This is a genomic window from Sorangium sp. So ce1036 (assembly GCF_051369805.1).
Taxonomy (GTDB): Bacteria; Myxococcota_A; Polyangia; order Polyangiales; family Polyangiaceae; genus Sorangium; species Sorangium cellulosum_F.
In genome coordinates, this window is sequence record NZ_JBBMOX010000001.1 from 7,559,135 (window position 1) to 7,582,822 (window position 23,688).

A 23,688-nucleotide genomic window follows, 5' to 3' on the forward strand; every position below is an offset into this window, starting at 1 on the left:
GAGGCCGCGTCATGAGCGATGCTGTCGGCGCAAGGGCCGCGGGCCGCCTCTGTTCCTGAGCGCTCCGGAAGCGCGTTGGCCGAGCAACAGTCCGGCGCGCCTCCGGCGAAGCCCGCGGGGCTTCCGGGGCGGGGCTCGACCACCTCCGACGAAGCCCGCCGCACTTCCGGGGCGGTGGCCGACCACCTCCGACGAAGCCCGCCGCACTTCCGGGGCGGTGGCCGACCACCTCCGGCGAAGCTCGCCGCACTTCCGGGGCGGGGCTCGACCACCTCCGACGAAGCCCGCCGCACTTCCGGGGCGGGGCTCGACCACCTCCGACGAAGCCCGCCGCACTTCCGGGGCGGGGCTCGACCACCTCCGACGAAGCCCGCGGGACTTCCGGGGCGGGGCTCGACCACCTCGGATCAGGCTCGGAACATTGCCTGGAACGCCGTTCACCACCTCCGGCGAAGCCGACCACGCTTCCGCGACAGTGCGGCCGGCTCAGAGGTCAACCGGCAGATGTCGTCTCGAGCATCTTTCTCACGCGTGCAAGGCCGCCGTCGAAGCTCCCGACGAACTCGCACCGTGTCTCACCGAGGCGCGCCACGATGCCAGGGTCATAGAAGTCTTTCGTGTTGCGGTTGAGGAACAGGCTCGGGGAGGGTCGCGCCGTCGCGTCTGCGAGCACCGAGGCCAGCATGACCGCATCCGGTAGCTTGAGCCCGAACTCATCGACCAGCGCCGCCGCCGCTCGGAGCGCGGCGCCGTCGAGCGCGATGATGCGCGCGGCATCGAGCAGCCGCGCGCGAACCTCGAGGAAACGCTTCGAAGCATTGTGCTCCGCGCGAATCAGCAGCTCGGACGCGTCGCGGAGCCTCGAAGCGTCGGCAGCCATCGACGCCGTACGCTGAACCTCCCTCATCCGCAGCGCGAGCTCCTTGCGGAGCCGATCGCCTTCCACCTCGCGCCGCACGATGGTCCCGTGAGGCTCGAGCGTGGCGAAGGCCGGGACCGCCAGCTCGATCGAGCCCCCGAGGGCCAGACTCATCAGCTCTTCACACGCCAGATGTTGCTCTTGCTCGAGAACGATCTCCAGAACGAAGTTGCTCTCGGCGTACACTCTCATGCTGCAACCCGCGAGACGACCTCTCCTCCCCGAAGCGCCTCGAGCAAGCCCTGGGCACGCTGGGTATCGCTATCGGCAGGCATGTCGCCTTGCACGACATCATGGAGCCAGAGCCCGACAATCGCCTCGAAGACGTGCGGATCGACCTCTGCAGCGGGAATTTGCAGCCGCTGGAAGTACGGCTCGAACCACGAGACCGCGTCGAGTATCCAGTCGGGATTCGCGGCCGCACCGGCCCCGGGCCGCCAGGCATAGATGCGGTCTGGCGTGACCAGCACGACGTTCACATCGGCCGGCGGCTCCGTGCCTCCTGCGGTCATCGCATGCCACGAGCGGGCCCAGGACGAGTCGGTCCCGAACCGGCGCTTCGCCTCGAGCAGCGCCGAGAGGCGTCCCTGACCGTCGTAGACGGCGAAGTCGTACCGGAAACTCCCGCGCGGAGCAGACCTCATGCCCCGAGTCTACCTCCACGGCGCGGCCCCGGCGAGCGCGGACGGGGGAACCCAGGCAGCTCGCGCGGATCTCGGGGCTGCGGAGCCCCCCGGGCGCCTGCTCGCGCGCTGGTCAGGCGCTGCACACGGCCAGGCTCCGCTGGACCAGGGACGAGCGGACGCTGCCCGTCCGCCAGGCGACGCGCTCGCGGCGCCCCGCCTCACTCCGGGTCGATCCGGTAGAGCCGCCCGGTGTTGAACATCACCACGTAGATCTCCCCGGCGGCGTCCTCGCCGAACGAGGACGGGAGCCCGTTCGGGCGCAGGACCGCGGTGAGCTCCACGCGGTCGGTCGCCGCCTTGCCGTCCCACACGAAGGAGAAGAAGCGCCCCGTCACGTAATCCGCATAGAGATAGCGGCCGCGCAGACACGGGATCTTCGCCCCGCGATAGACATATCCGCCGACGATCGAGCCCGCCTCGCTGCGCGGGTGCTCGACCGCGGGCGGGACGCCGCGCGGCGCGCACGTCGCGCCCGGAGGATAGCAATGCGCGCCCTCCATCGCGTCCCAGCCGTAGTCGTTCCTGCCCTGACCAGGGCGCTCCACCAGGATCTCCTCCCAGCTCTTCTGCCCGACATCCCCGATGTACAGGTCTCCGGTGAGCCGATCGAAGCTGAACCGCCACGGGTTCCGGAGCCCGTAATCCCAGATCATCGGATCTCCCCCCGTCATGTTGCCCGCCGGCGCCTCGTCCGGCTGGTCGACGTCGATGCGGAGGATCTTGCCGAGCTTCGAGGAGAGATCGGGCGCGGGGCTCGGCGATCGCGCGGAGTCGCCGATGGCGGCATAGAGGTGACCGTCCTTGCCGAACGCGAGCATCCCGCCGACGTGGTTCCAGGCGCTGTGCTTCACGTCGACCAGGGTGCGGACCGGCTCGGGGTGCGCGACATCGCCGCTGTCCGCCGCGCGCTTCCACTCCTGGATCACGACGTTGCCGCGCGGGCTCGACGAGTAATGGATCCAGAAGCGCCCGTTCGTCGCGTAATCGGGGTGAAAGGCGAGGCCGAGCAGGCCGCCCTCCGCGTTCGGCGCCGGGAAATACACGCGGGATCGCGCGTCGAGGAAGGGCGTGGGCACGACCGCGCCGTCCTTGATGAGCCGGATGGTCCCCGTCTTCTCGAGCACCACGAGGCGCGCCGGGTCGCCGGGCGGCGCGGCGACGTAGGTCGGCTGGTCGAGCCCGCTCGCGACCAGGGTGAGCTTCAGCGGCGGAATGCCGCTACATTTCGCGGGCCGGGCGAGCCCCGGATCGGTTGCCGGAGGCGCGGATGCGCCCTGTTGTGCTGCGGGCGCCCCCTGGGCCGCGGATGTGCCCTGGGCCGCAGTCGCCCTCTCTGGCGCCGGTGCGCTTTGCGCCGCGGCGGGGGCCGCCGTGGCCGCCTGGGCCGCGCTCCCTGCCGTTGTCTGGCCGACCGTGCCGCCCTCGCGGGGCCCTTCGGGTGGCCCCGCGACCTGCACGCGCTTCTCGCAGGCGGCTACACTGCCCGCGAGCAGGAGGCACCAGGCGGTCCGATGGTACGCTCTCGTCATGCAGGCAGCGCGCGCCGCGGCGCGCCGGTGGCTCGGTCTCTCGGGCACGTGGGAACCTCCGTGCTCACCTTCGCCCCGAGAGGCCGCTCGTGGCAAGCGGCGGCCGCGTCGCTGCTGCTCTCGGGCTGCAGCGGCTGCGGCGCGCAGGAGACGCCCCGGGCCGAGCCCCTGCCCGCGCCGCCCTCCCGGCCCGGCGCCGCGGCGCCGCCGTCCGCCCCCGGCACGGCGGTAGACGCGCGCGCCGGGAGCGGCCAGGTCGCCGCCCCCCCGGCGCCGCCGCCCTGCGAGGAGGGCGACGAGGATCCCGCGGATCTCCGCTGCACCGGCCTCTACAGCGACTTCAGCGCGCGCGCGCTCGCGGCGGGGGTGCGCGAGTACCGACCCGCCTTCGAGCTCTGGAGCGACGGCACCGAGAAGACGCGCTGGATCTACCTCCCTCCGGGCTCGACCATCGATGTCTCCCGGATGAACGACTGGATCTTCCCGGTCGGCACGAAGCTGTGGAAGGAGTTCCGCGCGCCCGCCTCCGGGGCGCACCGTCGGATCGAGACAAGGCTCCTGTGGAAGACCGCGGAGGACCGCTGGACGCGCGCCACCTACGTCTGGTCCGAGGACGGCGCGCGCGCGCTCCAGGTGAAGACCGGTGTCCCGGAGGTGCCGGACGCGCCCGGCTTTGCGGTCCCGGCGCAGGTCGACTGCATCCGCTGCCATGCGGGCAAGACCGACAACCCGCTCGGCTTCGAGGCGGTCCTGCTCGCCGCGCCGGAGGCCGGCGGGCTGACGTATGCCGAGCTCGTCCGGCTCGGCCTGCTCGCGAGGAGCGACGGCGGCCCGCTCCCGGACGCGGCCGCGCTCGATGTGCCCGGAGACGCCGTGGAGCGGCGCGCCCTCGGGGCGCTCCACGTCAACTGCGGCGTCTCGTGCCATCATCCGCGCGGCGTCGCGACGCATTTCGAGATGCGCCTCGACATCGACGCGCGCGGCCGGGTGGGCGACGTCCGCGACACGCGCGTCGTCCAGACCGCGATCAACCAGCCATCGAAGCTCCGTCCGCCCACGGCGCGGCCGGGAGCGCCTCTTTACCGGATCAGGCCTCGCGATCCGGATCGCAGCGCCGTGCTCTACACCATGTCCCGGCGCGATGTGCCCGGCGCGCCGCCCGAGCAGATGCCGCCGCTCGCGACCCGCCGTGTCGACGGGGCGACGGTGGCCGCGGTCCGCGCCTGGATCGAGGCGATGACCCCCGCCGCCGGATACCCTCGCGCCGCCCCCTGAGCGCCCAACTGAGCGCCCAAGGGGCCTGAGCGCCCAAGGGGCCTGAGCGCCCAAGGGGCCTGAGCGCCCAAGGGGCCGCACCACTCACGCGGGCCTGCCGCGGCTTCCGCCGCGCGGATCCTGACGCGAGAGCCGGACGCGCCCGAGCATCGCCGTCCGAGGCGCCGGGCTGAAGGGCGCGTCGGAGGACCGGCGAAGGGAGCGCGCCGGAAACGCCGCCGGACGCGCGCCGGACCGTGGTGATCGCGCGCGCCGGGCTTCATGCTCCCGGCGGCTGCGGCGCCGCGCGACCGCGGCCGACGTCGCGCTCGCCGGGCGCGCGGCACCGGGCGGACGCACCGCCCCTGCCCGGCGGACGCCCACGACGGGGGGGAACGTGAAGCAGCCGAAGGAGATCAGGAAGGCGGAGGGCAAGCTCGGGGTCCTCCTTCCAGGGCTAGGCGCCGTCGCCACGACGACCATCGCGGGCACCCTGCTCGCGCGGCGGGGCCTCGCGGCGCCGATCGGGTCGCTCACGCAGCTCGGCACGATCCGGCTCGGCCGGCGGACCGACGATCGCGCGCCCAGGATCAAGGACTTCCTGCCGCTCGCGGGGCTCGAGGATCTGGTGTTCGGCGCGTGGGACGTCTTCCCGGACAGCGCCTACGAGTCGGCGCGGCACGCGGACGTGCTCGAGCGCCGGCACCTCGATGCGGTCCGCGAGGAGCTCGAGCGGATCCGGCCGATGCCCGCGGTGTTCTACCCGGAGTACGTGCGGAGGCTCCACGGCACCCACGTGAAGAAGGGCGCGAGCAAGGCCGACATGGTCGAGCAGGTCCGCGCCGATCTCCGCGCGTTCCTCCGCGAGACCGGCGCCACGCGCGCCGTCGCCGTCTGGTGCGGCTCGACCGAGGTCTACCTGGAGCCCGCGGAGGTCCACGCCTCGATCGCGCGCTTCGAGGCGGGCCTCGCCGAGGATCACCCGGCGATCTCGAGCTCGCAGATCTACGCCTGGGCCTGCATGAAGGAGCGGATCCCGTTCGCGAACGGGGCCCCGAACCTGACGGTCGATTTCCCGGCCGCGTGGGAGCTCGCGAAGAAGCAGGAGGTGCCCATCGCCGGAAAGGACTTCAAGACCGGACAGACCCTGATGAAGACCGTGATCGCCCCGGGGCTCAAGGCGCGGATGCTCGGCATCACGGGGTGGTTCTCGACGAACATCCTCGGCAACCGCGACGGCGAGGTGCTCGATGATCCGGAGTCGTTCAGGTCCAAGGAGGTCTCCAAGCTCGGGGTGCTCGAGACCATCCTGAACCCGGAGGCCTACGGCGAGCTCTACGGCAAGCTCTTTCACAAGGTGCGCATCGAGTACTACCCCCCTCGCGGCGACGCCAAGGAGGGGTGGGACAACATCGATCTCGTCGGCTGGCTCGGTTACCCGATGCAGATGAAGATCAATTTCCTGTGCCGGGACTCGATCCTCGCCGCGCCCATCGTGCTCGATCTGGCGCTGCTCCTGGATCTCGCGCAGCGCGCCGGGCTGCGCGGCACGCAGGAGTGGCTGAGCTTCTACTGGAAGAGCCCGATGACCGCGCCCGGGCTGTACCCGGAGCACGACCTGTTCATCCAGTCGATGAAGCTCAAGAACACGATGCGCTGGCTCATGGGCGAGGACCTCATCACCCACCTCGGCAACGAGTACTACGACTGACCGCGGCGCGGCCCGCGAGGAGGCGCCGCGCGGCCCGGGGCGCTACCCCCGCGGCGGCGCGTAGAAATCCACGATCCGGATCGGCTCGGTGAGCCGCACCCGCACGCGCGACCGCTCCCCCCGGACGTCGCCGCCGATCTGGAAGCTCGTCGGCGGGTCCATCTCGATCGTGACCTCGTCGACGAAGTAGTCGAACACCGTCTCCAGATCGCCGTACTCGCCGCTCCAGATGCTCGAGAAGTTCCGGACGAAGGTGATCGGCGAGATCATCGACACGCGGAGCTGCATCCGGTCCTGGCGGTCGTCCGCGTACGGGAACATCCGGAAGCCGAAGCCGTAGTAAGGGATCGTCGACAGCGCCACGATCTTGGCCGGCCCCTCGTAGATGACGCCGCCCTTCCGGATCGGCGCGCCGAGGATCGCCCCCTTCTCGCCCACGCGGATCGCGTCGTTGCCCTCGTTGATGATCCGGCAGTGCGGCGTGCGCCGCACCAGGTAGCTCGGGATCGTCCGCGTGGTCGCGGCGACGGCGTACGCCACCGGCCCCGGCGCGAGCCGCTTCAGCGGGCCGCGCGCGAGCAGCGCCTTCACCGCGTTGTAGTCGCGGAGCATGACCGCGTCGATCCCGAAGCCGCAGAACGGGGACAGGGTCTCCTCGGCCTCCACCAGCCGCAGGTTGCGGCTCCCGGCCTCGGCCCGCAGCCGCTGGAGATCCACGGCGAGCCCCGCCTTCGCGCCCGCGCCCCCGGACGCGCCGAGCACCCACGCCAGCGAGTTGCCCGTCCCGAGCCGGAGCAGCCCGAACCGGGGCAGCGGCAGCCCGCGCCGCTTCGCCTCGTTCACGACCGCCGTCACCACCACCGTGAACGTCCCGTCGCCGCCGCCCGTCAGGATCGTGCCGTAGCCCCGGTCCACCAGGATGCGCGCGATGCCCTCGCTCTCCTCTACCCGCCGGGAGACGAACAGGTCTCCGGTGTCAAGGATCTGATCGAGCGTCTCGATGACCTCCGCGGTCACGCTCTTGGCATTGCCGTTCACCACCACGGCAATCCGACCGCTCGCCGACCCCCGCGGTGCCTCCCCCGCACGACGCGACGCATCAGCGGTCTCGGCCTGGCGGGACACGTCATCGGGGTCGGAGGCGGGGGGCCGGGAGCGCATGGACCGCGATCTACCACGACGGCCCCCCGCGCTTGGAGGGGTGCGCGAGATGGCGAGTGCGGCGTCCCGGGGGTGCCTGGAGGAGGCACCAGGAGGACGATCCACCTCACGGCAGGGCGAGGAGGGCCTGGCGCAGCGCGGCGACGCGAGCAGGCTCGGCCAGCTCGCCGGCGCCTCCGCCGGCGGGGCACGCCGCCGGGACCTTGCGCTGCGCCGGCGCGCGTCCGCCCCCCCGGCGCCCGCCGACCGCTTTTCGAGCGCTCGATAGCGTGCAATGCTCGTCGGTTTTGGCTCGCGGGCCGATCTTGGGTCATGCTGACTTCGGGAAAGAGAGGAGCCTCCACCGAAAGTTAGTGGACGAGGAGGCCGATTTTTTGGTAAGGCGACGACCTGTCGAGCCAATTGGGCTTGACAGCCGTGCGGGTCTTTCCGCCGCGCGGGCGGCGCGCGCTTGCGCGAGGGGCCGCGATGATCTCGTACCCAGCGGGGGACGCAGCGACATGGCGAAGATCACAAAGGGCAGCTCCGAGAAGGCGACGGGCACGAAGAAGAAGTCCTCTTCGAGCACCAAAGGGGGCGCGGAAGCACAGCTCGCGAAACCCGTGAATCCGGTGATCAAGGAAGACTCGAAATCTTCGGCGAGCGCCTCCAAGCGTAAGCTCGGTCTCCGGGGTGCGGCGCCCTGGGCAGCGCGGCACGCCGCGAAGCACGCGGCCGAGGCGCGGGCTCGGGCCGCGGAGCCGGCGCCGCCCGGGAGCGCGCGGGCGACGATCCGCGTCCCGACGGGCGCGGAGGAGATCAAGGCCAAGATCGCCGAGCTCCACAACCAGACGCAGAAGATCCGGACGCTCCGCAAGCGGCTCGACAAGGGGTTCTTCGACATCGGGGTGGTGCTCGCCGAGATCCAGCAGCAGGAGCTGTATCAGGCGAAGGGGTACGGCTCGTTCGAGGCGTTCCTCGAGCGCGAGATCGACCTCGGCAAGCAGACGTCGCTGCGCCTCATCAAGGTCGCCCACGTCTTCCAGCGCGAGGTCGCGCTCGACTACGGCATGGACCGGCTGTTCGTGGCGCTCGCCGCCCTCGAGGGCGACGCGATCCCGAAGGCGGCGCCCTCGGCGGTGCCGTCGGCCCCCGGCTCGAAGCCCCCCCTGCCGCTCAAGCCCCCCATGCGCATCGTCGGCTGAAGAACGGCGGTTCCCCGCTGCGAATACGGGCCCACCTCGACGTTCTCGGTGCTCGGCGTCCTTTCGTACGCCTGCGCGCCGAAAACGCCGATCTGGGCCCGTCTCCTGTGCGGGAAACCGCCGTTCGGCGGCGCATTTCGTGACCGGGGCGGGACGCAGTTCGTGGCCGGGCGGACGTCGTTCGGCGGTCCAACCGGAGTGCGGAGAGGACCGTTGCCCGCCGGCGGGGGGAGGGGCACGTCGGGGGCTCACCGGAGGGGCTGGAGTGGAGGCGAGCCACGAAAGGGGCTCGCCGGAACGCAAGCCCCGGAGGTGAGCCCCCGACGTGCCCCTCCCCCCGCCGGCGACGTCGAGGGTAGGGAGCCGCCGCTCGCCGGCGCGTCAGAGGGTGGCGCCGTAGGGGGGGGACGAGACGGGCCGCTCGACCGTGAAGCGGGGGAGCCAGACGCGGACCGTCGTGCCCGTGACGCTGTGCGTGTCGACCTTCACGCGGCCGCCGTGCAGATCGACGATCTTGCGGACGATCGCGAGGCCGAGGCCGGTGCCGGCCGCCTTCGTGGTGAAGAAGGGGTCGAAGATCTCGGCCAGGATCGTCGGATCGATCCCGGGGCCCGTGTCGCCGATCGAGAGCCATACCTCGTTCGTGTCCACGGACGTGCACGCCCGCAGGACACCGCCGTCGGGCATCACGTCCAGCGCGTTCACCACGAGGTTCAGGACGACCTGCTTGAGCTTCTCCACGTCGCCGAGCGCGAAGCAGTCGTCCGCGAGATCGCGGACGACCTCGACCCGGTTGCTGGCGCACGCCTCCTCCTCCAGGTCGAGCACGTCGCGGACGACGCGCGAGATGTCCACGGGTTCGCGGAGCGGCGCGCGCGGCCGGGCGAGCTCCAGGAACTCGCCGAGGAGCCGGCCCAGGCGGGCGATCTCCGCCTCGACGATGCCGACCCGCCGCTTCATCGGCTCGCGGATCGCCTCGTCCGAGAGACGATCGATGCTGCGGCTCAGGAGGTGGAGCTCGAGCACCGCGGCGTTCAGGGGGTTTCTGATCTCGTGCGCGAGCCCGAGGGCGAGCGGGGCCATGGCGTTCAGGGCCTCGGCGTCCGCGGCGCGCCGCTCGAGCGCGCGCCGCTCGGTCACGTCGATGCCGATGCCGTACACGAGATCGGTCTCGCCACCGCCGTCGCGGACGCCGGACAGGTGCCAGCGGATCCGGCGGATCGCGCCCACCGCGTCCCGGACCCCGACCTCGACCTCGGCGGCGGCGTCGCCCTCCACGACGCCGAGCAACGACTGGTTGAACCGGCGCTGCTCGGACTCGTCGACCAGCGCCTCGCTGAACGGCGTGCCGATCGCGGCGTCGCAGGCCACGCCCGTCAGCGCGGACAGGCGCGGGTTGAACAGGGCGACGCGCCCCTCCGCGGTCAGGCCGAGGATGAGCACGTCCGCCGCGTCGATGATCGCCCGGTACCGCCGCTCGAGCTCTTCCCGCTCCCGCTTCAGCGAGATCTTCTCGATCGCCTGCGCCACCGTCGAGATGAGCTCCTCGGGGCGGAACGACTTGAGGATGAAGGCGAAGGCGCCGGCCCGGAGCGCGGCCATCGCCGCGTCGACCGTGGCGAAGCCGGTGACGAGGACGATCTCGCCGTGGGGGGAGGCCGCGCGGAGCGGGGCGATCAGCTCGAGGCCGCTCGCGTCCGGGAGCTTGACGTCCACGACCGCGACGTCGAAGCCGTCGCGGCGGGCGGCCGCGAGCCCCCGCTTGCCGTCCGGGGCGAGGGCGACCTCCACGTCGAGCTCGCGCGCGCCCTCGAGGACGTCGCGGAGGTTGGCGGCGAGGCTCGTGTTGTCGTCCACGATGAGGATTCGAGCGCGCACCTGGGATCTCCTGGAGCGGTCCGGCGGGCGACCCGAGGCGCGGGGCCGCCTTCCGCAGTGGGGTCTTTCCTGAGTTCTATGCTATGAGCCGCCACCATGCGGTTCGTCGATAGCTGCCGTCTGAAGGTCGTCGCAGGGGATGGCGGCAATGGAGCGATCGCATTCCGGCGCGAGAAGTACGTTCCGTTCGGCGGCCCCGCGGGCGGCGACGGCGGCCGCGGCGGGGACGTCGTCTTCGTGGGCGACGAAGGCCTGTCCACGCTACTCGACTTCACGTACGCGCGCACGCTCGAGGCGGAGCGGGGCGAGCACGGGATGGGGAGCGACTGCCACGGCCGCGCCGGAGCCGATCGGGTCGAGAAGATCCCCGTGGGGACGCAGATCTTCGACGCGGAGAGCGGGGAGCTGCTCGCCGACGTGACCGAGCACGGCCAGCGGGTCGTCGTGGCCCGGGGCGGCAAGGGGGGCCGCGGGAACCTGCACTTCAAGTCGCCGCACGACCGGGCGCCCCGGCGCGCGGAGCCGGGCGAGCCCGGAGAGGCCCGCGAGATCCGCCTCGAGCTGAAGGTGCTCGCCGACGTCGGCCTGCTCGGGTTCCCCAACGCCGGGAAGAGCACCTTCGTGGCGGCCGTCTCGGCGGCGCGGCCGAAGATCGGCGACTACCCGTTCACGACGCTCACCCCCACCCTCGGCGTGGTCGAGATCGGCGGCGGGGTGCGGTCGGGCGGCTCGAGCTTCGTCATCGCGGACATCCCGGGGTTGATCCCGGGCGCGAGCGAGGGGGTGGGGCTCGGCATCCGGTTCCTGAAGCACGTGGAGCGCACGCGCGCGCTGCTCCACCTCGTGACGATCGACCCCGGCGAGGGCCGCGAGCCGCTCGCCGACTACCGGGCGCTCCGCAAGGAGCTCAAGAAGTTCAGCCCCGAGCTCGCCGAGCGCCCCGAGGTGGTCGCCCTGACCAAGGCGGATCTGCCCGAGGTGCGCGAGGCCTACCCGAAGCTCAGGGCGCGGTTCGCGCGGGCGAAGGTGAAGCTCCACCTCGTCAGCGCCGCGACCGGCGAGGGGGTCCCCGAGCTCATCCGCGAGCTCGCGGCGCTCGTGCGCGCGCCGGCGGGGTGAGCGCGCCGGCAGGGCGGCGCCCTGCCGGCTCGACTGGCGCGTGATCGAGGCGTGCGGCGCCCGGCGATGGTACCCTCCTCGGCGTGAGCCAGAACGTGTACCCGGAGCCCCAGGCACCCCGCCTTCTGTCCGTTGCGGAGTGGGCAGCGCTGCCGGAAGACCAGGCCGGTGAGCTCATCGACGGCCGGCTGGTCGAGGAAGAGATGTCCGATTGCGTTCACGAGCTGGTCGTCGCCTGGCTCATCCAGACCCTGCGGGACTGGCTCATCCCACGCGGCGGCTTCGTCTTCGGCTCCGAGGTGAAGTACGCCCTCAAGCCGCGGCGCGGGCGCAAATCCGATGTCTCCGTGTTCCTCTCGCGATCCCGGAAACCCCCGGCCCGCGGGCCGGTCGGGATCCCGCCGGACATCATGATCGAGACCGTCTCCCCTGCGCCACGGGACGGCCGGCGCGATCGCGTCGAGAAGATGGAGGAGTACGCCGCCTTCGGGGTGCGCTGGTACTGGCTGCTCGATCCGCAGCTCCGCACGCTCGAGATCTACGGGCTCGCGCAGGACGGGCGCTACGTGCACCGCCTCGGCGCGACCGGGGGCCTGCTCCATGCGGTGCCGGGGTGCGAGGGGCTGACGCTCGATCTGGACGCGCTCTTCCGCGAGCTCGATCAGCTCGAGGCGGCCGACCAGCAGGAGACGTCACAGCGGCAAGGCAGCGCAGAAGGCGAGGGGTGAGCAGCGCTGCGGCGCGCGCCCCCGCGAGGGCGCCGCGCGCGCCCGACCCCCCCTGCGGCACCGGCGGTCCTCCAAGGCGCTCCTACCCAGGGCAGCCCGTCCGGTCGCCTCCCGCGCTCGGGCGAGCAGCCCGCCTCGCCCCTGCGACAAGCGACCTCCTGCGTACCTGAGCAAGCCGCCGCCCGGTCTGCCTCGGCGAGCTGCCGCAGCCCTTCCCCGCGTGCAGGTGCAGGTATCGAGGCAGCCCCCTGCAAACACGATGACGCGCCGGCGTACGGTGACGCCAGCGCGAGGCGGCGCGGCGCAGCCCTCCGCGATTCAGATGCGGAGCGCTCGGCGGAGGCGAGCGCATGGGTCGATATCCCCTCGGCCTCGGACCGGTCCGCACCATGACGCCATCAATTATTCTCATCGGTCGATGTGCGCACAGGGCACCTGCTCCAGGACCGATGCGCATTCGTGCGACGAGATCGTGCAGACCATGAAACATCATCGAAACAAAGCACAGGAGCACGAATTTCCACGCGGTCCGCTCGACCGCTGCATTGCAGTCACGCGCCGTTCGTCTCGTCCGAGACAAAAATTGTTTCTTGACCCACCAAGATCCGCACTATAGTCTGTCCTCGATAACGAAATACTTCTGGGGATCTGGGGAAACGGCTCATCATCGCGTCGCCCGCGCACGCCACGGCGTGCGTCGACGCCATGTCGAGATCTGCTGCGCGATTCGCGCAAGCATCGCGCGGAGGCGGTCTCGGGGCGTCGACCGTCTCGAGCGAGAGCGACAGCACGAATGGGCAGCCCCCCTCTCTCTGCCAATCGCCATTCTGTCAGAGGACATAGCAATGCTTGAAATCAGGAGTGGCGCCCGAGGACAGGCGCCGGGCGAGCGGACGCAGCCGTCGTCCGGGAGATGTTTGCACGAGATCTTCACGGCGAGGGCGCTGGAGCATCCCGATCGCGTGGCCGTCAGCGCGCCGGAGGGCGACATCTCGTATGGCGAGCTGAACGCGCGCGCGGACCGGCTCGCGCGCACCTTGCTGGGGCTGGGTGTAGGTCCGGATGTGCTCGTGGGACTCCACGTGGATCGCGGCATCGACATGATCGTCGGGCTGCTCGCCATCTTGAAGGCGGGCGGCGCGTACGTGCCTATCGATCCGATGTACCCGGCGGAGCGGGTTCAGCTCCTCGTGCGCGACAGCGCCGTATCGGTCATCGTCAGCGTCTCGCGCATCGCCTCGCTCGGCCTGGGCGGCGGCGCGGCGAAGGTCGTCCTGGCCGACCGCGACCTGGCGCCCGCCGGCGCCGAGCTCCCCGGCGCGCCCCAGGCGCGCGCCTCCGAGAGCAACCTCGCCTACGTGATCTACACCTCCGGCTCGACCGGGAAGCCGAAAGGCGTGCTCGTCGAGCACCGCAACGTCGTCCGGCTGTTCGAGACGACGCACGCGTGGTTCGGCTTCGACGAGCGAGACGCGTGGACCATGTTCCACTCGATCAGCTTCGACTTCTCCGTATGGGAGATCTGGGGCGCGCTGCTCCATGGCGGACGGCTGGTGATCGTTCCATTCGACGTGTCGCGATCGCCGGCGAGGTTCCTCGCGCTGCTCCGCGACCAGCAGGTCACCGTCCTGAATCAGACGCCCTCCGCGTTCCGCCAGCTCGTCGCCGCCGATCTGGCCTGTGATCCCCCGGCGCCGCTCTCGCTCCGGCTCGTGATCTTCGGCGGCGAGCGCCTGGACCCCGAGGCGCTCGCGCCGTGGATCGCGCGCCGCGGCGACCAGCGCCCGCAGCTCGTCAACATGTACGGGATCACGGAGACGACGGTCCACGCGTCGTACCGGCCCGTCGTCCGCCAGGATCTCGCTGCGCCCGAGATCAGCCCGATCGGCGTCCCGCTTCCGGACCTGCGGTTCCATGTCCTCGACGAGTGGGGGCGACCGGTTCCGGACGGCGCGCCGGGCGAGCTCCACGTCGCCGGCCCGGGCGTCACGCGCGGTTACCTGAACCGCCCGGAGCTGACCGCCGAGCGCTTCCTGCGCGACCCCTCCGGCGAGCCGATGTATCGCTCCGGCGATCGGGTCGTGCGCAGGCCGAACGGCGAGTACGCGTACCTCGGGCGCACCGACGACCAGATCAAGGTGCGGGGATTCCGCATCGAGCCGCGCGAGATCGAGCTCTGCCTGGCCGGCCACCCCGACGTGCTCGCGAGCGTCGTCGTACCTCACGACTATGGCGACGGCGACGTCCGGCTCGTCGCGTACGTCGTCCCCAGGCCCGGCGCTCGGCCTGATCCGGCCTGGGCCGAGCAGGTCGGGGCCGCGCTGCAGGCGCGCGCGACCGCGGCGCTGCCTGTTCACATGAGGCCATCCGCCTACGTGGCCATGGCCTCGCTGCCGCTCACGGCCCACGGCAAGATCGACCGCGCGGCGCTCCCCGCGCCGGCGGCGGGCCAGCGGGTGGCGGACCTGGACGGCGACGCCGCGGATGCGGGGGACACGATCGAGGCGCAGATCGAGGCGATCTGGCGGGAGATCCTCGACCTGCCGCGCGTCCGCAAGGACGAGGACTTCTTCGATCTGGGCGGGACGTCGCTCGCGCTCATCCGCATGTTCGGGCGGGTGAACGCCCACTTCGACATGGATCTGGATCCCGCCGTCATGGGTGACGGCGCGACGATCGCGCAGCTGGCCAGCTGCATCGGCAAGGAACTGAGCAACAAACAACCGTCGAGATTCCAGTCATGATTATCGCTTCGGGGACGAGCCCCGCATTCTCCTTGACGCCGCACGAGACCAGCGAGTTTCATCGGCTCGGCTATGCCGGTCCCTTCACGCTGTACGAGCCGGACGAGATGAAGGAGCTCTGGCGGCGCGAGCGGCTCAAGCTGCTCGATCGCAGCGCCGCGATTTACCAGGACGAGGCGGCCAGGTCCGGCGTGACCAACATCGCCAACTATGACCGCCACCTCGACAACAGCTTCCTCGCGTCGCACATCTGCCGGCCGGAGATCGTCGACCGCGTCGCCAGCGTCCTCGGACCGAACGTCCTGTGCTGGCGCACCGAGTTCTTCCCGAAGTACCCGGGCGACGAGGGGACGGACTGGCACCAGGCCGACACCTTCGCCAACGCCTCCGGCTCACCCCAGATCGTCTGGCCGGAGAGCGAGGAGTTTGGCGGGACGATCACGGTGTGGACGGCGTTCACCGAGGCCACGGTGGACAACGGCTGCCTCCAGTTCATCCCGGGCACCCATCGCACCATGTTCTACGACGAGACCAAGCGGATGCACTACGATCCGAGCCAGATCAACAGCGTCGAGAAGGGGAGCGTACGGCGCGGCTTCTTCGGTTACGACTACCGCCAGCTGCAGATCGATCCGAGCTGGAAGCCGGAGGAGTCGAAGGCGGTCTCGATGGTGATGCGGCCGGGACAGTTCATCATGTTCTGGTCGACGCTGATGCACGCGTCTCATCCGCACAGCGGCAAGACGAAGGACATGCGGCTCGGCTTCGTCTCGCGCTACGTGCCGACCTCGGTGAGGATCTACCCCGAGACCGAGATCATCGAGGAGTACGGCGGCAAGGTGAGCCTGGAGAAGTACGGCGCGGTGCTCGTCAGCGGCCGTAACGAGTTCACCCACAACCGGATCGCGACGTGCACCACGCGAGGCCACCGCTTCGTCTGCCGAGACCTCACGGCTGCGCCCGCGCAGCAGGGAGCGCTCGCATGAGCGGCGACGCTGTCGAGCGCGTGTCGCTGGCAGAGAAGCTCGCGCTGATCGACCGGTACTGGGCGCCCAAGATCGTAGGCGAGCTGAATGGCCAGTATGTCAAGCTGGCCAAGTTCAGCGGTGAGTTCGTGTGGCACAAGCACGACAGCGAGGACGAGATGTTCCTGGTCGTCAAGGGCGAGCTCACGCTCAAGCTCGAGGGCCGCGACATCAGGCTTCGCGAAGGAGACTTCGCCATCGTGCCGCGCGGCGTCCTCCATCTCCCGGTGGCCACGGGTGAGGCGCACGTCCTGCTCTTCGAGCCGAAGAGCACAGTCAACACGGGTGAGCTGGACAATGAGCTTACTGCCGCCTCTGAGTGGATCTGACCCTCGCGCGCCCGCGGGCGCCTGCGAGGAGCCCGGGGCGCGCGCCCGCGCGGCCGTGCGGCGCCTCTCGGCCGCGATGCTGTCCGTCGCGCCGCTCGCGAGCGTGCTCGACGCGCCGGTGCGCGCCGCGGCCACGGGGTCCGGCGCGGCCCCGAGCGGACGCCCGACGCGAGGCGAGCGGGGTGACGAGATCCAGGCGCTGCTCGACCGGCTCGCAGACGCCGTCGCGGCGCCTCGCGTCCTGCTGCACCGCGACGACGTCCCGCTGTCCGCGTTCGAGCTCATCATCAGCGATCGCCTGGCGCTCGCGTCGCTGCTCGAGCTGCCGCCCGAGGTGCTGCGCGCGATGCCCCGTGAGGTGGACGAGATCGCAAAGCACCCGCGCGCGCACGGCGTCGAGGCCGTGCTCGCGCGTTCGGAGATCGCGTCCTGGGACGGCTCCCGCCTCCGGATCTATGTCGACGGGCCGAGCGACCGCAAGGCCGTCGTCCTCGTCACCGCGTGCGGCATGCCGATCGGCCTCTGCGAGCCGTGGATGCGCCGCCTCGCGCAGGACTTCCGCGTCGTCACCTGGGAGAGCCGAGGGCTCTTCGGCGCGATGGGCACGGCGGAGGAGTTCGACGCGCGGGCGCACGACGTCGAGGCGCAGGCGCGCGACCTCCTCGCCGTCATGGACCACGTCGGCGTCGAGCGCGCGCACGCCGCGGCGCTGTGCGGCGGCGCCGTGATCGCGCTCGCCGCGGCGGGGATGGCGCCGGAGCGCATCTCGTCGATGAGCCTCTGGCACGGCGACTACGAGCTCGGCCAGGACGCGCCGAAGACGCAGCATCAGCGCGACGTCCAGACGCTGATGGCGATGGCCGGCAGGGGGCGCGCTCAGGCCGCGGGGCTGCAGAAGATGTTCAGGCGGCCGTCGGTGCTCGCCAAGGTCCGCGCGGACATGGCCCACCACGTGATGTACCCCTACGCGAGCGGCGAGCTCCTGTACCGTTACGGCCGACTGAACGGCACGATCATGGAGCATGATTGCAGGCCTCTGCTCGACCGAGCGGGCCAGCCGACCCTGGTGGTGACGAGCCATGACGACGAGACGGCTCACCCGGAGGGGTCGCGCTATGTCGCCGGCAAGCTGCCGCGCGCCGAGCTGCACGTCGGAGAGCACGGGGACCACCTGTCGCTGTTCGAAGCCGGATCACGCCTCGGCGACCTGGCCGCCGGGTTCATTGCTTCCGAAGCGAACTGAAGAATCGGGCAGAAACATGAGCCACCATGACAAGGATCTGATCGGAGCGCTCACCTCTTGCCTCCGGCGTCATGCCGGGGTCGAGCAGGCCGTCGTCGTGTCCGGCGGCCGCGAACCTCGTTCGCTCGTCGCGTACGTCGTCCCGGATGCGCATCGCGCGGGGGAGGTCAGGCGCGCGTGCGCGCTCGAGGCGGACGGGCGCCTGGAGGGGCTGTCGCTCCACGAGCCGGGCGCCGACCTGCTCGTCGCGCAGCGGAACCGCACGGAGACCGATTTCCTGTATCGAGAGATCTTCCTCGACAACGCCTACCTGCGGCACGGCATCGAGCTGCCGGAGCGAGCGTGCATCATCGACGTGGGCGCGAACATCGGCATGTTCAGCACGCTCGCGGCGAAGACCTGCAAGGACGCGCGCATCGTGGCGATCGAGCCCATCGCCGAGCTCAGCCGGGCGGTGCGCGCCAACGCCGAGATCCACCGCGCCGACATCACGGTGCTGAACTGCGCCATGGGGAGCGAGGCGGGTCGGACCGAGTTCACCTTCTATCCGAACAACACCGTGATGTCGGGCCGCTTCGCCGACGCGGAGGACCGCGACGTGCTGCGCGCGTACCTGGTCACGGGAGAGGGCGCGCAGGACGGGCGCCAGCTGGACGACCTCGTCGCGGATCGCATGGTCATGGAGCGGCGGAGCTGCGAGGTCATGACCTTGCGGCAGGTGGTCGAGCTCCAGCGCATCGAGGAGATCGATCTGCTGAAGATCGACGTCGAGAAGGCCGAGATGGACGTCCTGCGCGGCATGGACGAGTCGACGTGGGCGAAGGTCTCCCAGCTCGTCATCGAGGTCCACGACATCGGCGGTCGGCTCGGCGACGTCCTGAAGATGCTCGCTGGCCGAGGCTTCGTCGTCGCGCACGACTGTGATGCCCGCATGGTGAAGACGGGCTGCTACACCGTGTACGCCCACCGGGCTCAGGGGCGGCGCCCCGGCGCGAAGGCCTGGGCCCCTGCTCCCGCCGAGCGCTGGCCGTCGCGACGCAGGCTCGCCGACGACCTGCGCGCGTCGATCGCCAGCCAGCTCCCCGGTCATCCGCTGCCCGAGCGCTTCGTCTTCGTGAGCGCGCTCCCCGCCGAGGCGAGCCTGCGCGAGCTCGCGGCGACGTCCGGCGCAGGGAGCGCCCCGCGCGCGCCGGAGGGCAGCCAGGGTGAGGTCGAGTCGCGCCTCGCCGGCATCTGGCGGGAGCTGTTCGGTGAGGGCGAGCTGCGCCATGACACGGACTTCTTCGAGCTCGGCGGGAACTCGCTGACGGCAGTGCGCCTGCTCGCGCGGATCGAGGACAGCTTCGGGGTCGACGTGCTGGCGCCGGACGACGTCTTCACGGCGAGCCGGCTCGGCGACATGGCGGCCGCCATCGACGCTGCGCTGGCGGCGCGCCAGGCGGGTGGCGGCGCCGCGTGATACGGCGCGGCGCGGCGCCCCCCGCCGGTCGCGCAGGGGCGCGCCGGCCGGTTGACGCCATCGTGAAGGTGTGTTCATGCCGAGGTCCGTGACGAGCTCGATCCCGCTGTCGGTCGTCGCCGCGGGGTTCGTCACTGTCCTCGTCGGCTTCACCAGCTCGGCCGCGATCGTGTTCCAGGCTGCCAGCGCCGCCGGCGCGACGCCGGCCGAGCTGAGCTCCTGGATGGGCGCGCTCGGGCTGGGCATGGGCGTTACGTGCATCGGCCTCTCGCTGCGCTACCGGGCGCCCGTCGTCACGGCCTGGTCCACGCCGGGCGCCGCGCTGCTCGCCACGAGCCTCGCCGGCGTATCCATGGCAGAGGCGATCGGCGCCTTCGTGTTCTCGGCGGCGTTGATCACGGTTTGCGGTCTCACCGGCTGGTTCGAGCGGGTCATGGCGCGCGTCCCGCTGCCGATCGCCTCCGCCATGCTGGCCGGCGTCCTCGCCCGCTTCGGCATGGATGTGTTCACGGCCATGAAGGCCAGGTTCCTGCTGGTCTTCGCGATGTTCTTTGCCTACCTGCTCTGCAGGCGCCTGTGGCCTCGTTACGCGGTGATCGCGGTCCTGCTCCTGGGCGTCGCGCTCTCGTGGTGGCAGGGCCTGCTCCATTTCGAGGCGTCTCAGCTCGTCCTTGCGACGCCCACATTCACCATGCCCTCGTTTTCCTGGCCCGTCCTGGTCGGGGTGGGCGTTCCGCTGTTCGTCGTGACGATGGCCTCGCAGAACGTCCCGGGCGTGGTCGTCCTTCGCAGCTCTGGCTATACGACGCCGGTGTCTCCCTTGATCACCTGGACCGGTGTCACCACGCTCCTGCTGGCGCCGTTCGGGTGCTTCGCGCTCAACCTCGCCGCCATCACCGCCGCCATCTGCACGGGCAAAGAGGCGCACGAGGATCCGGGGCGGCGTTACCTGGCGAGCGTGGCCGCCGGCGTCTTCTATGTGCTCGTCGGCGCCCTGGGTGGGGCGGTCGGCATGCTGTTCACGGCGTTTCCCCGAGAGCTCGTGCTCGCCGTGGCCGGGCTCGCGCTGCTCGGCACGATCGCGAGCGGCCTCTCGGGCGCGATGAGCGACGAGCGTGCCCGCGAGCCTGCGCTGATCACGTTCCTGGTCACCGCGTCGGGCGTCTCGCTGCTCGGGATCGGCGCCGCGTTCTGGGGGCTCGTGGCCGGCGTCTTCGCGCTGGCGGTGCTCGGCTGGTTCCGGCGCACCGCGCCCGCGCAGACGGTCGCCGCCCGCGCCCCCGCGGGGGCCAACCCCCGATGATGTCAACGTGCGATGGACGGCCGCCGGCGACAGGCCGCCGCGCGCCGAGAGGCACACATGAGCATCGAGCAGATCCTCACCGCGGTCCCTGGCCCCAATCGCTGGATCTATCGCCCCGCCCCGCGGGCGAGCGCGCGCCTCCGCCTGTTCTGCTTTCCCTACGCCGGCAGCGGCCCCGCGCTGTTCCGGCGCTGGGTCGATGCCATCCCGGAGGACGTGGACATCATGGCAGTGCGGCTGCCTGGCCGCGATAGCCGGATCAAGGAGCCGGCTTACCGCGAGTGGCCCGCGCTGCTCGCAGCCATCGAGGATTCGCTGCGAGACATGCTCACCGGGCACTTCGCCTTCTTCGGCCACAGCATGGGCGCGGCGGTGGCGTACGAGCTCGCCCGCCAGCTCTCGGCGAAGGGCAGGCCGCTCCCGGCGCACCTGTTGCTGGCCGGCTGCCGCGCGCCGCACGTCCCCCGCTACATACCGGCGATTCATCACCTGCCGGACGAGGAGTTCTACGAGGGGTTGCGCGACATCAGCGGGACGCCTCCAGAGGTCCTCGCAGACAAGAAGTTCATGGCGCTGCTCGCGCCCACGCTGCGCGCGGACATCCGGCTGGCGGAGACGTGGTCGGGCACGGCGAGCGAGCCGCTGGCCGTCCCGATCACCGTGTTCGCGGGCGCGGACGACGCGATCGCGCCGCCGGACCGCATGCCGGAATGGGCTCACTACACGAGGAGGCAGTTCGCCGCGCATGTGCTCCCGGGCGAGCATTTCTTCCTCCATACGGCAGAAGACGCGTTGTTGCGTCACATCCGCTCCACGCTGGAATCCTGCTGACGGGCGAGGAGGGCATCACGTGGACCGGGACAGCAGGGGTAGGGAGCGCGAGGCGCCATGAAGTCCGTGTACTTTTCGCCCGAGCACGACGCGTTTCGGGGTCGCGTGCGGGAGTACCTGTCGCGGGAGGTCCTCCCCTTCGCCGAGGAATGGGAGCGCGACCGGTGCATCCCGCGGCACGCCTGGCAGGCGATGGGCCAGGGCGGGCTGCTCGGGCTCCATTACCCGAGGACGTACGGCGGAGCCGAGCTCGACCTCTTCCACTCCATCGTATTTCTCGAGGAGCTCGGCCGCACGGGGTACGCCGGGCTCCGCGCCGCCGTGTCCGTGCATGAGTACATGGCGACCCATTACATCGCCACGTCCGGGAGCGAGGCGCTGAAACGCGCCTATCTGACGAAGGCGATCGCCGGGGAGAAGGTCGCGGCGCTCGCGATCACGGAGAGGGACGCCGGCTCGGACCTGAACCGGATCGCCACCACGGCGACGCTCGACGGCGACTGCTTCGTCGTCAACGGCGAGAAGACCTTCGTCACCAACGGCACGACGGCCGGCTTCCTCACGCTCGCGGCGCGCACCGCGCCGGCGTCGGCCGCGGCGAAGCACGGCGCCGTCGGGCTCTCTCTCCTGGTCGTCGACGCCGACTCCCCGGGCATCTCCAGGGCACGGCAGGAGAAGATCGGGTGGCATTGCTCGGATACCGCGGAGCTCCGCTTCGAGGGCGTGCGCGTGCCCGCCGCCAACCTGATCGGCAGACCGGGGAGCGGCTTCATCTCCTTGATGCGCGGGTTCCAGCTCGAGCGGCTGGTCGCGGCGACGCTGGCCGTCGGCGGGATGGTGCGCTGCATGGAGGAGACCTGCCGCCACCTCCTGGGCCGGCGCGCCTTCCAGGGGACGCTCGCGGGCCTGCACACGGTCCGGCATCGGCTCGCCGACCTCTCGACGGACATCGAGGCGGCGCGTCAGCTCGTCTACCACGCCGCGTGGCTGTACCAGCGGGGAGAGCTGCCCATCGCGGAATGCTCGATGGCCAAGCTCCGCGCCACGGAGGTCGCGAGCCGCGTGGCCGCCGAGTGCATGCATCTGCACGGCAGCGCCGGCTACCTGGACGGGTCGGCGATCTCACGCATCTACCGCGACGCGCCCGCCGCGACCCTCGCCGGCGGGGCGAGCGAGGTGATGCGGGACATCATCGCCCAGCTGGCCATCGAGGGCATCCATCGGCAGGGTGGTGCGCCGTGACGGCCGGGCGGCCGGGCGATGCGCGGGCGGGGGTCGTGGCGAGCGTGCTCGATACGATCGGCGATACCCCGATCGTGGCGCTCGATCGCCTGTGCCGCGGGCAAGAGGGGTCGATTCTGCTCAAGCTCGAGACGCGCAACCCTGGCCTCAGCAAGAAGGACCGGATCGCGGTGGCGATGGTGCGCGCCGCCCGCCGCGCGGGCGCCCTTCGGCCCGGACAGCCGGTCGTCGAGCTCACGAGCGGCAACACCGGCGCCGGGCTGGCGATCGCCTGCGCGATCCTCGGGCACCCTTTCGTCGCGGTGATGAGCGCGGGGAACTCGATCGAGCGCGCGCGCATGATGATGGCGCTCGGCGCCGAGGTCGTGCTGGTACCGCAGCACCCTGGCTCGGCGCGCGGCGTGGTGAGCGGGCGCGATCTCGAGCTCGTCGAGGAGCGGGCCCGCGCCATCGTCGTCGAGCGGGGTGCCTATCGGACAGACCAGTTCGAGATGGAGGCCAACATCGCAGCGCACGAGCACGGGACAGGGGCAGAAATCCTCAACCAGACAGGCGGTCGGGTGAGAGCGTTCGTCGATTTCGTGGGCACGGGTGGGACGTTCACCGGCGTGGCGCGGGCGTTGAAGCGGGCGCTGCCGGCGATCCGCACGTACGTCGTCGAGCCCGCAACGGCGCCGTTCCTGGCTGGCGGGGAGGTCACGGATCAGCGGCATCGCATCCAGGGCGGCGGCTACAGCCGGGAGCTATCGCTGCTGGATCGAGCCCTTTGCGACGGCTACCTGACCGTGAGCGACGAGGAGGCCATCGATGCCGCCCGCCGCCTCGCCCGGAGCGAGGGGATCTTCGGAGGCTTCTCGACGGGCGCGAACGTCGCCGCCGCGGAGAAGCTGCTCGCAGGGCCGCACCGCGGGGAGACCGTCGTGTGCCTCGCCTGCGACTCGGGGTTGAAGTACCTCAGCACCGATCTGTACCCGTGAGCATGGCCCCCCAACATCGACCAACGGCGCACCTCGATCCACGCGACGAGCCCCCTCGCCGGGGGCCTACGATGGTCGTCGCTCCAGGAATGGAATCGCGCGACGCGGTGCTAGAGCACCGATCACATTGAACAAGCGAGAGCTCAACCGCCAAGGCGCCATGGACGCCAAGAATTGATTCTCTCCTTGGCATCCTTGACGCCTTGGCGGTTCGTGTTTCTGCACTTTTCAGGCGCTTTCAACCCGTTTGTCGCCCTAGTCGCCTTCGTACTCGCAGCGGGCGTCGCAGGTTTCGAAGATCGTGACCCGCTTCAAGAAGGGGAACGACGGCGCGAGCCGATCCCAAATCCATCGAACGAGCACCTC

Annotated in this window: 20 protein-coding genes; 14 read left to right on the top strand and 6 right to left on the bottom strand. The window is 71.0% G+C overall.

The window, feature by feature from the left end; translation table 11 throughout:
* Positions 1-493: 493 nt before the first annotated feature.
* The 3 genes from WMF31_RS28360 to WMF31_RS28370 form a co-directional block, all read right to left on the bottom strand.
* Complete coding sequence (locus tag WMF31_RS28360; RefSeq protein ID WP_436604948.1) at positions 494-1,111, bottom strand: hypothetical protein; 618 nt, start codon at positions 1,109-1,111, stop codon at positions 494-496.
* Positions 1,108-1,563 (bottom strand): hypothetical protein, encoded by a 456-nt coding sequence (locus WMF31_RS28365; protein ID WP_436604949.1) that lies wholly within the window; start codon positions 1,561-1,563, stop codon positions 1,108-1,110. The genes WMF31_RS28360 and WMF31_RS28365 overlap by 4 nt, the downstream gene beginning before the upstream one ends.
* Before the next feature lie 200 nt (positions 1,564-1,763).
* The gene (locus WMF31_RS28370; RefSeq protein WP_242516007.1) at positions 1,764-3,182 is read right to left on the bottom strand and encodes a PQQ-dependent sugar dehydrogenase; all 1,419 of its coding nucleotides are present in this window, start codon (positions 3,180-3,182) and stop codon (positions 1,764-1,766) included.
* Between the two features lie 12 nt (positions 3,183-3,194).
* Between WMF31_RS28370 and WMF31_RS28375 the strand changes: the two genes are divergently transcribed.
* Positions 3,195-4,409: a hypothetical protein gene (locus tag WMF31_RS28375; RefSeq protein ID WP_436604950.1), complete on the top strand. Its 1,215-nt coding sequence runs from the start codon at positions 3,195-3,197 to the stop codon at positions 4,407-4,409.
* Positions 4,410-4,785: 376 nt separating this feature from the next.
* Positions 4,786-6,099, top strand: a complete 1,314-nt coding sequence (locus WMF31_RS28380) for an inositol-3-phosphate synthase (RefSeq protein WP_436604951.1) — start codon at positions 4,786-4,788, stop codon at positions 6,097-6,099.
* A gap of 42 nt (positions 6,100-6,141) precedes the next feature.
* Here the strand turns inward: WMF31_RS28380 and WMF31_RS28385 are convergent, their stop codons facing one another.
* Positions 6,142-7,140 (bottom strand): diacylglycerol/lipid kinase family protein, encoded by a 999-nt coding sequence (locus WMF31_RS28385; protein WP_436604952.1) that lies wholly within the window; start codon positions 7,138-7,140, stop codon positions 6,142-6,144.
* Between the two features lie 620 nt (positions 7,141-7,760).
* Between WMF31_RS28385 and WMF31_RS28390 the strand changes: the two genes are divergently transcribed.
* A complete protein-coding gene (locus WMF31_RS28390; RefSeq protein WP_436604953.1) occupies positions 7,761-8,444 on the top strand; it encodes a hypothetical protein in 684 nt (227 codons plus the stop codon).
* 381 nt (positions 8,445-8,825) lie between these two features.
* Here the strand turns inward: WMF31_RS28390 and WMF31_RS28395 are convergent, their stop codons facing one another.
* Complete coding sequence (locus WMF31_RS28395) at positions 8,826-10,322, bottom strand: ATP-binding protein (RefSeq protein WP_436604954.1); 1,497 nt, start codon at positions 10,320-10,322, stop codon at positions 8,826-8,828.
* A 96-nt stretch (positions 10,323-10,418) separates the two neighbouring features.
* Here WMF31_RS28395 and obgE point away from each other — a divergent pair, with 96 nt between their 5' ends.
* The 11 genes from obgE (at position 10,419) to WMF31_RS28450 (ending at position 23,322) form a co-directional block, all read left to right on the top strand.
* Entirely contained in the window at positions 10,419-11,441 is a 1,023-nt protein-coding gene (gene obgE, locus WMF31_RS28400; RefSeq protein WP_436604955.1) for a GTPase ObgE, read from the top strand.
* Positions 11,442-11,524: 83 nt separating this feature from the next.
* Positions 11,525-12,169 carry a Uma2 family endonuclease gene (locus WMF31_RS28405; protein WP_436604956.1) on the top strand — a complete coding sequence of 215 codons (645 nt, stop codon included), beginning with the start codon at positions 11,525-11,527 and terminating at the stop codon, positions 12,167-12,169.
* Between the two features lie 845 nt (positions 12,170-13,014).
* Entirely contained in the window at positions 13,015-14,913 is a 1,899-nt protein-coding gene (locus WMF31_RS28410; protein WP_436604957.1) for an amino acid adenylation domain-containing protein, read from the top strand.
* Positions 14,910-15,899 (top strand): chlorinating enzyme, encoded by a 990-nt coding sequence (locus WMF31_RS28415; protein WP_436604958.1) that lies wholly within the window; start codon positions 14,910-14,912, stop codon positions 15,897-15,899. Before WMF31_RS28410 ends, WMF31_RS28415 begins: the two co-directional genes overlap by 4 nt.
* A complete protein-coding gene (locus WMF31_RS28420) occupies positions 15,896-16,267 on the top strand; it encodes a cupin domain-containing protein (protein WP_436604959.1) in 372 nt (123 codons plus the stop codon). Before WMF31_RS28415 ends, WMF31_RS28420 begins: the two co-directional genes overlap by 4 nt.
* 76 nt (positions 16,268-16,343) lie before the next feature.
* Positions 16,344-17,510 carry an alpha/beta fold hydrolase gene (locus tag WMF31_RS28425; protein ID WP_436604960.1) on the top strand — a complete coding sequence of 389 codons (1,167 nt, stop codon included), beginning with the start codon at positions 16,344-16,346 and terminating at the stop codon, positions 17,508-17,510.
* Between the two features lie 16 nt (positions 17,511-17,526).
* Positions 17,527-18,969: an FkbM family methyltransferase gene (locus WMF31_RS28430; RefSeq protein ID WP_436604961.1), complete on the top strand. Its 1,443-nt coding sequence runs from the start codon at positions 17,527-17,529 to the stop codon at positions 18,967-18,969.
* A 76-nt stretch (positions 18,970-19,045) separates the two neighbouring features.
* The gene (locus WMF31_RS28435) at positions 19,046-20,272 is read left to right on the top strand and encodes a benzoate/H(+) symporter BenE family transporter (RefSeq protein ID WP_436604962.1); all 1,227 of its coding nucleotides are present in this window, start codon (positions 19,046-19,048) and stop codon (positions 20,270-20,272) included.
* A 57-nt stretch (positions 20,273-20,329) separates the two neighbouring features.
* Complete coding sequence (locus WMF31_RS28440) at positions 20,330-21,103, top strand: thioesterase II family protein (protein WP_436604963.1); 774 nt, start codon at positions 20,330-20,332, stop codon at positions 21,101-21,103.
* 57 nt (positions 21,104-21,160) lie between these two features.
* Positions 21,161-22,345: an acyl-CoA dehydrogenase family protein gene (locus WMF31_RS28445; RefSeq protein ID WP_436604964.1), complete on the top strand. Its 1,185-nt coding sequence runs from the start codon at positions 21,161-21,163 to the stop codon at positions 22,343-22,345.
* The gene (locus tag WMF31_RS28450; protein WP_436604965.1) at positions 22,342-23,322 is read left to right on the top strand and encodes a PLP-dependent cysteine synthase family protein; all 981 of its coding nucleotides are present in this window, start codon (positions 22,342-22,344) and stop codon (positions 23,320-23,322) included. The genes WMF31_RS28445 and WMF31_RS28450 overlap by 4 nt, the downstream gene beginning before the upstream one ends.
* Positions 23,323-23,577: 255 nt before the next feature.
* On the opposite strand, the gene WMF31_RS28455 is transcribed toward WMF31_RS28450, so the two are convergent.
* Entirely contained in the window at positions 23,578-23,685 is a 108-nt protein-coding gene (locus WMF31_RS28455) for a hypothetical protein (RefSeq protein ID WP_436604966.1), read from the bottom strand.
* Positions 23,686-23,688 lie beyond the last annotated feature (3 nt).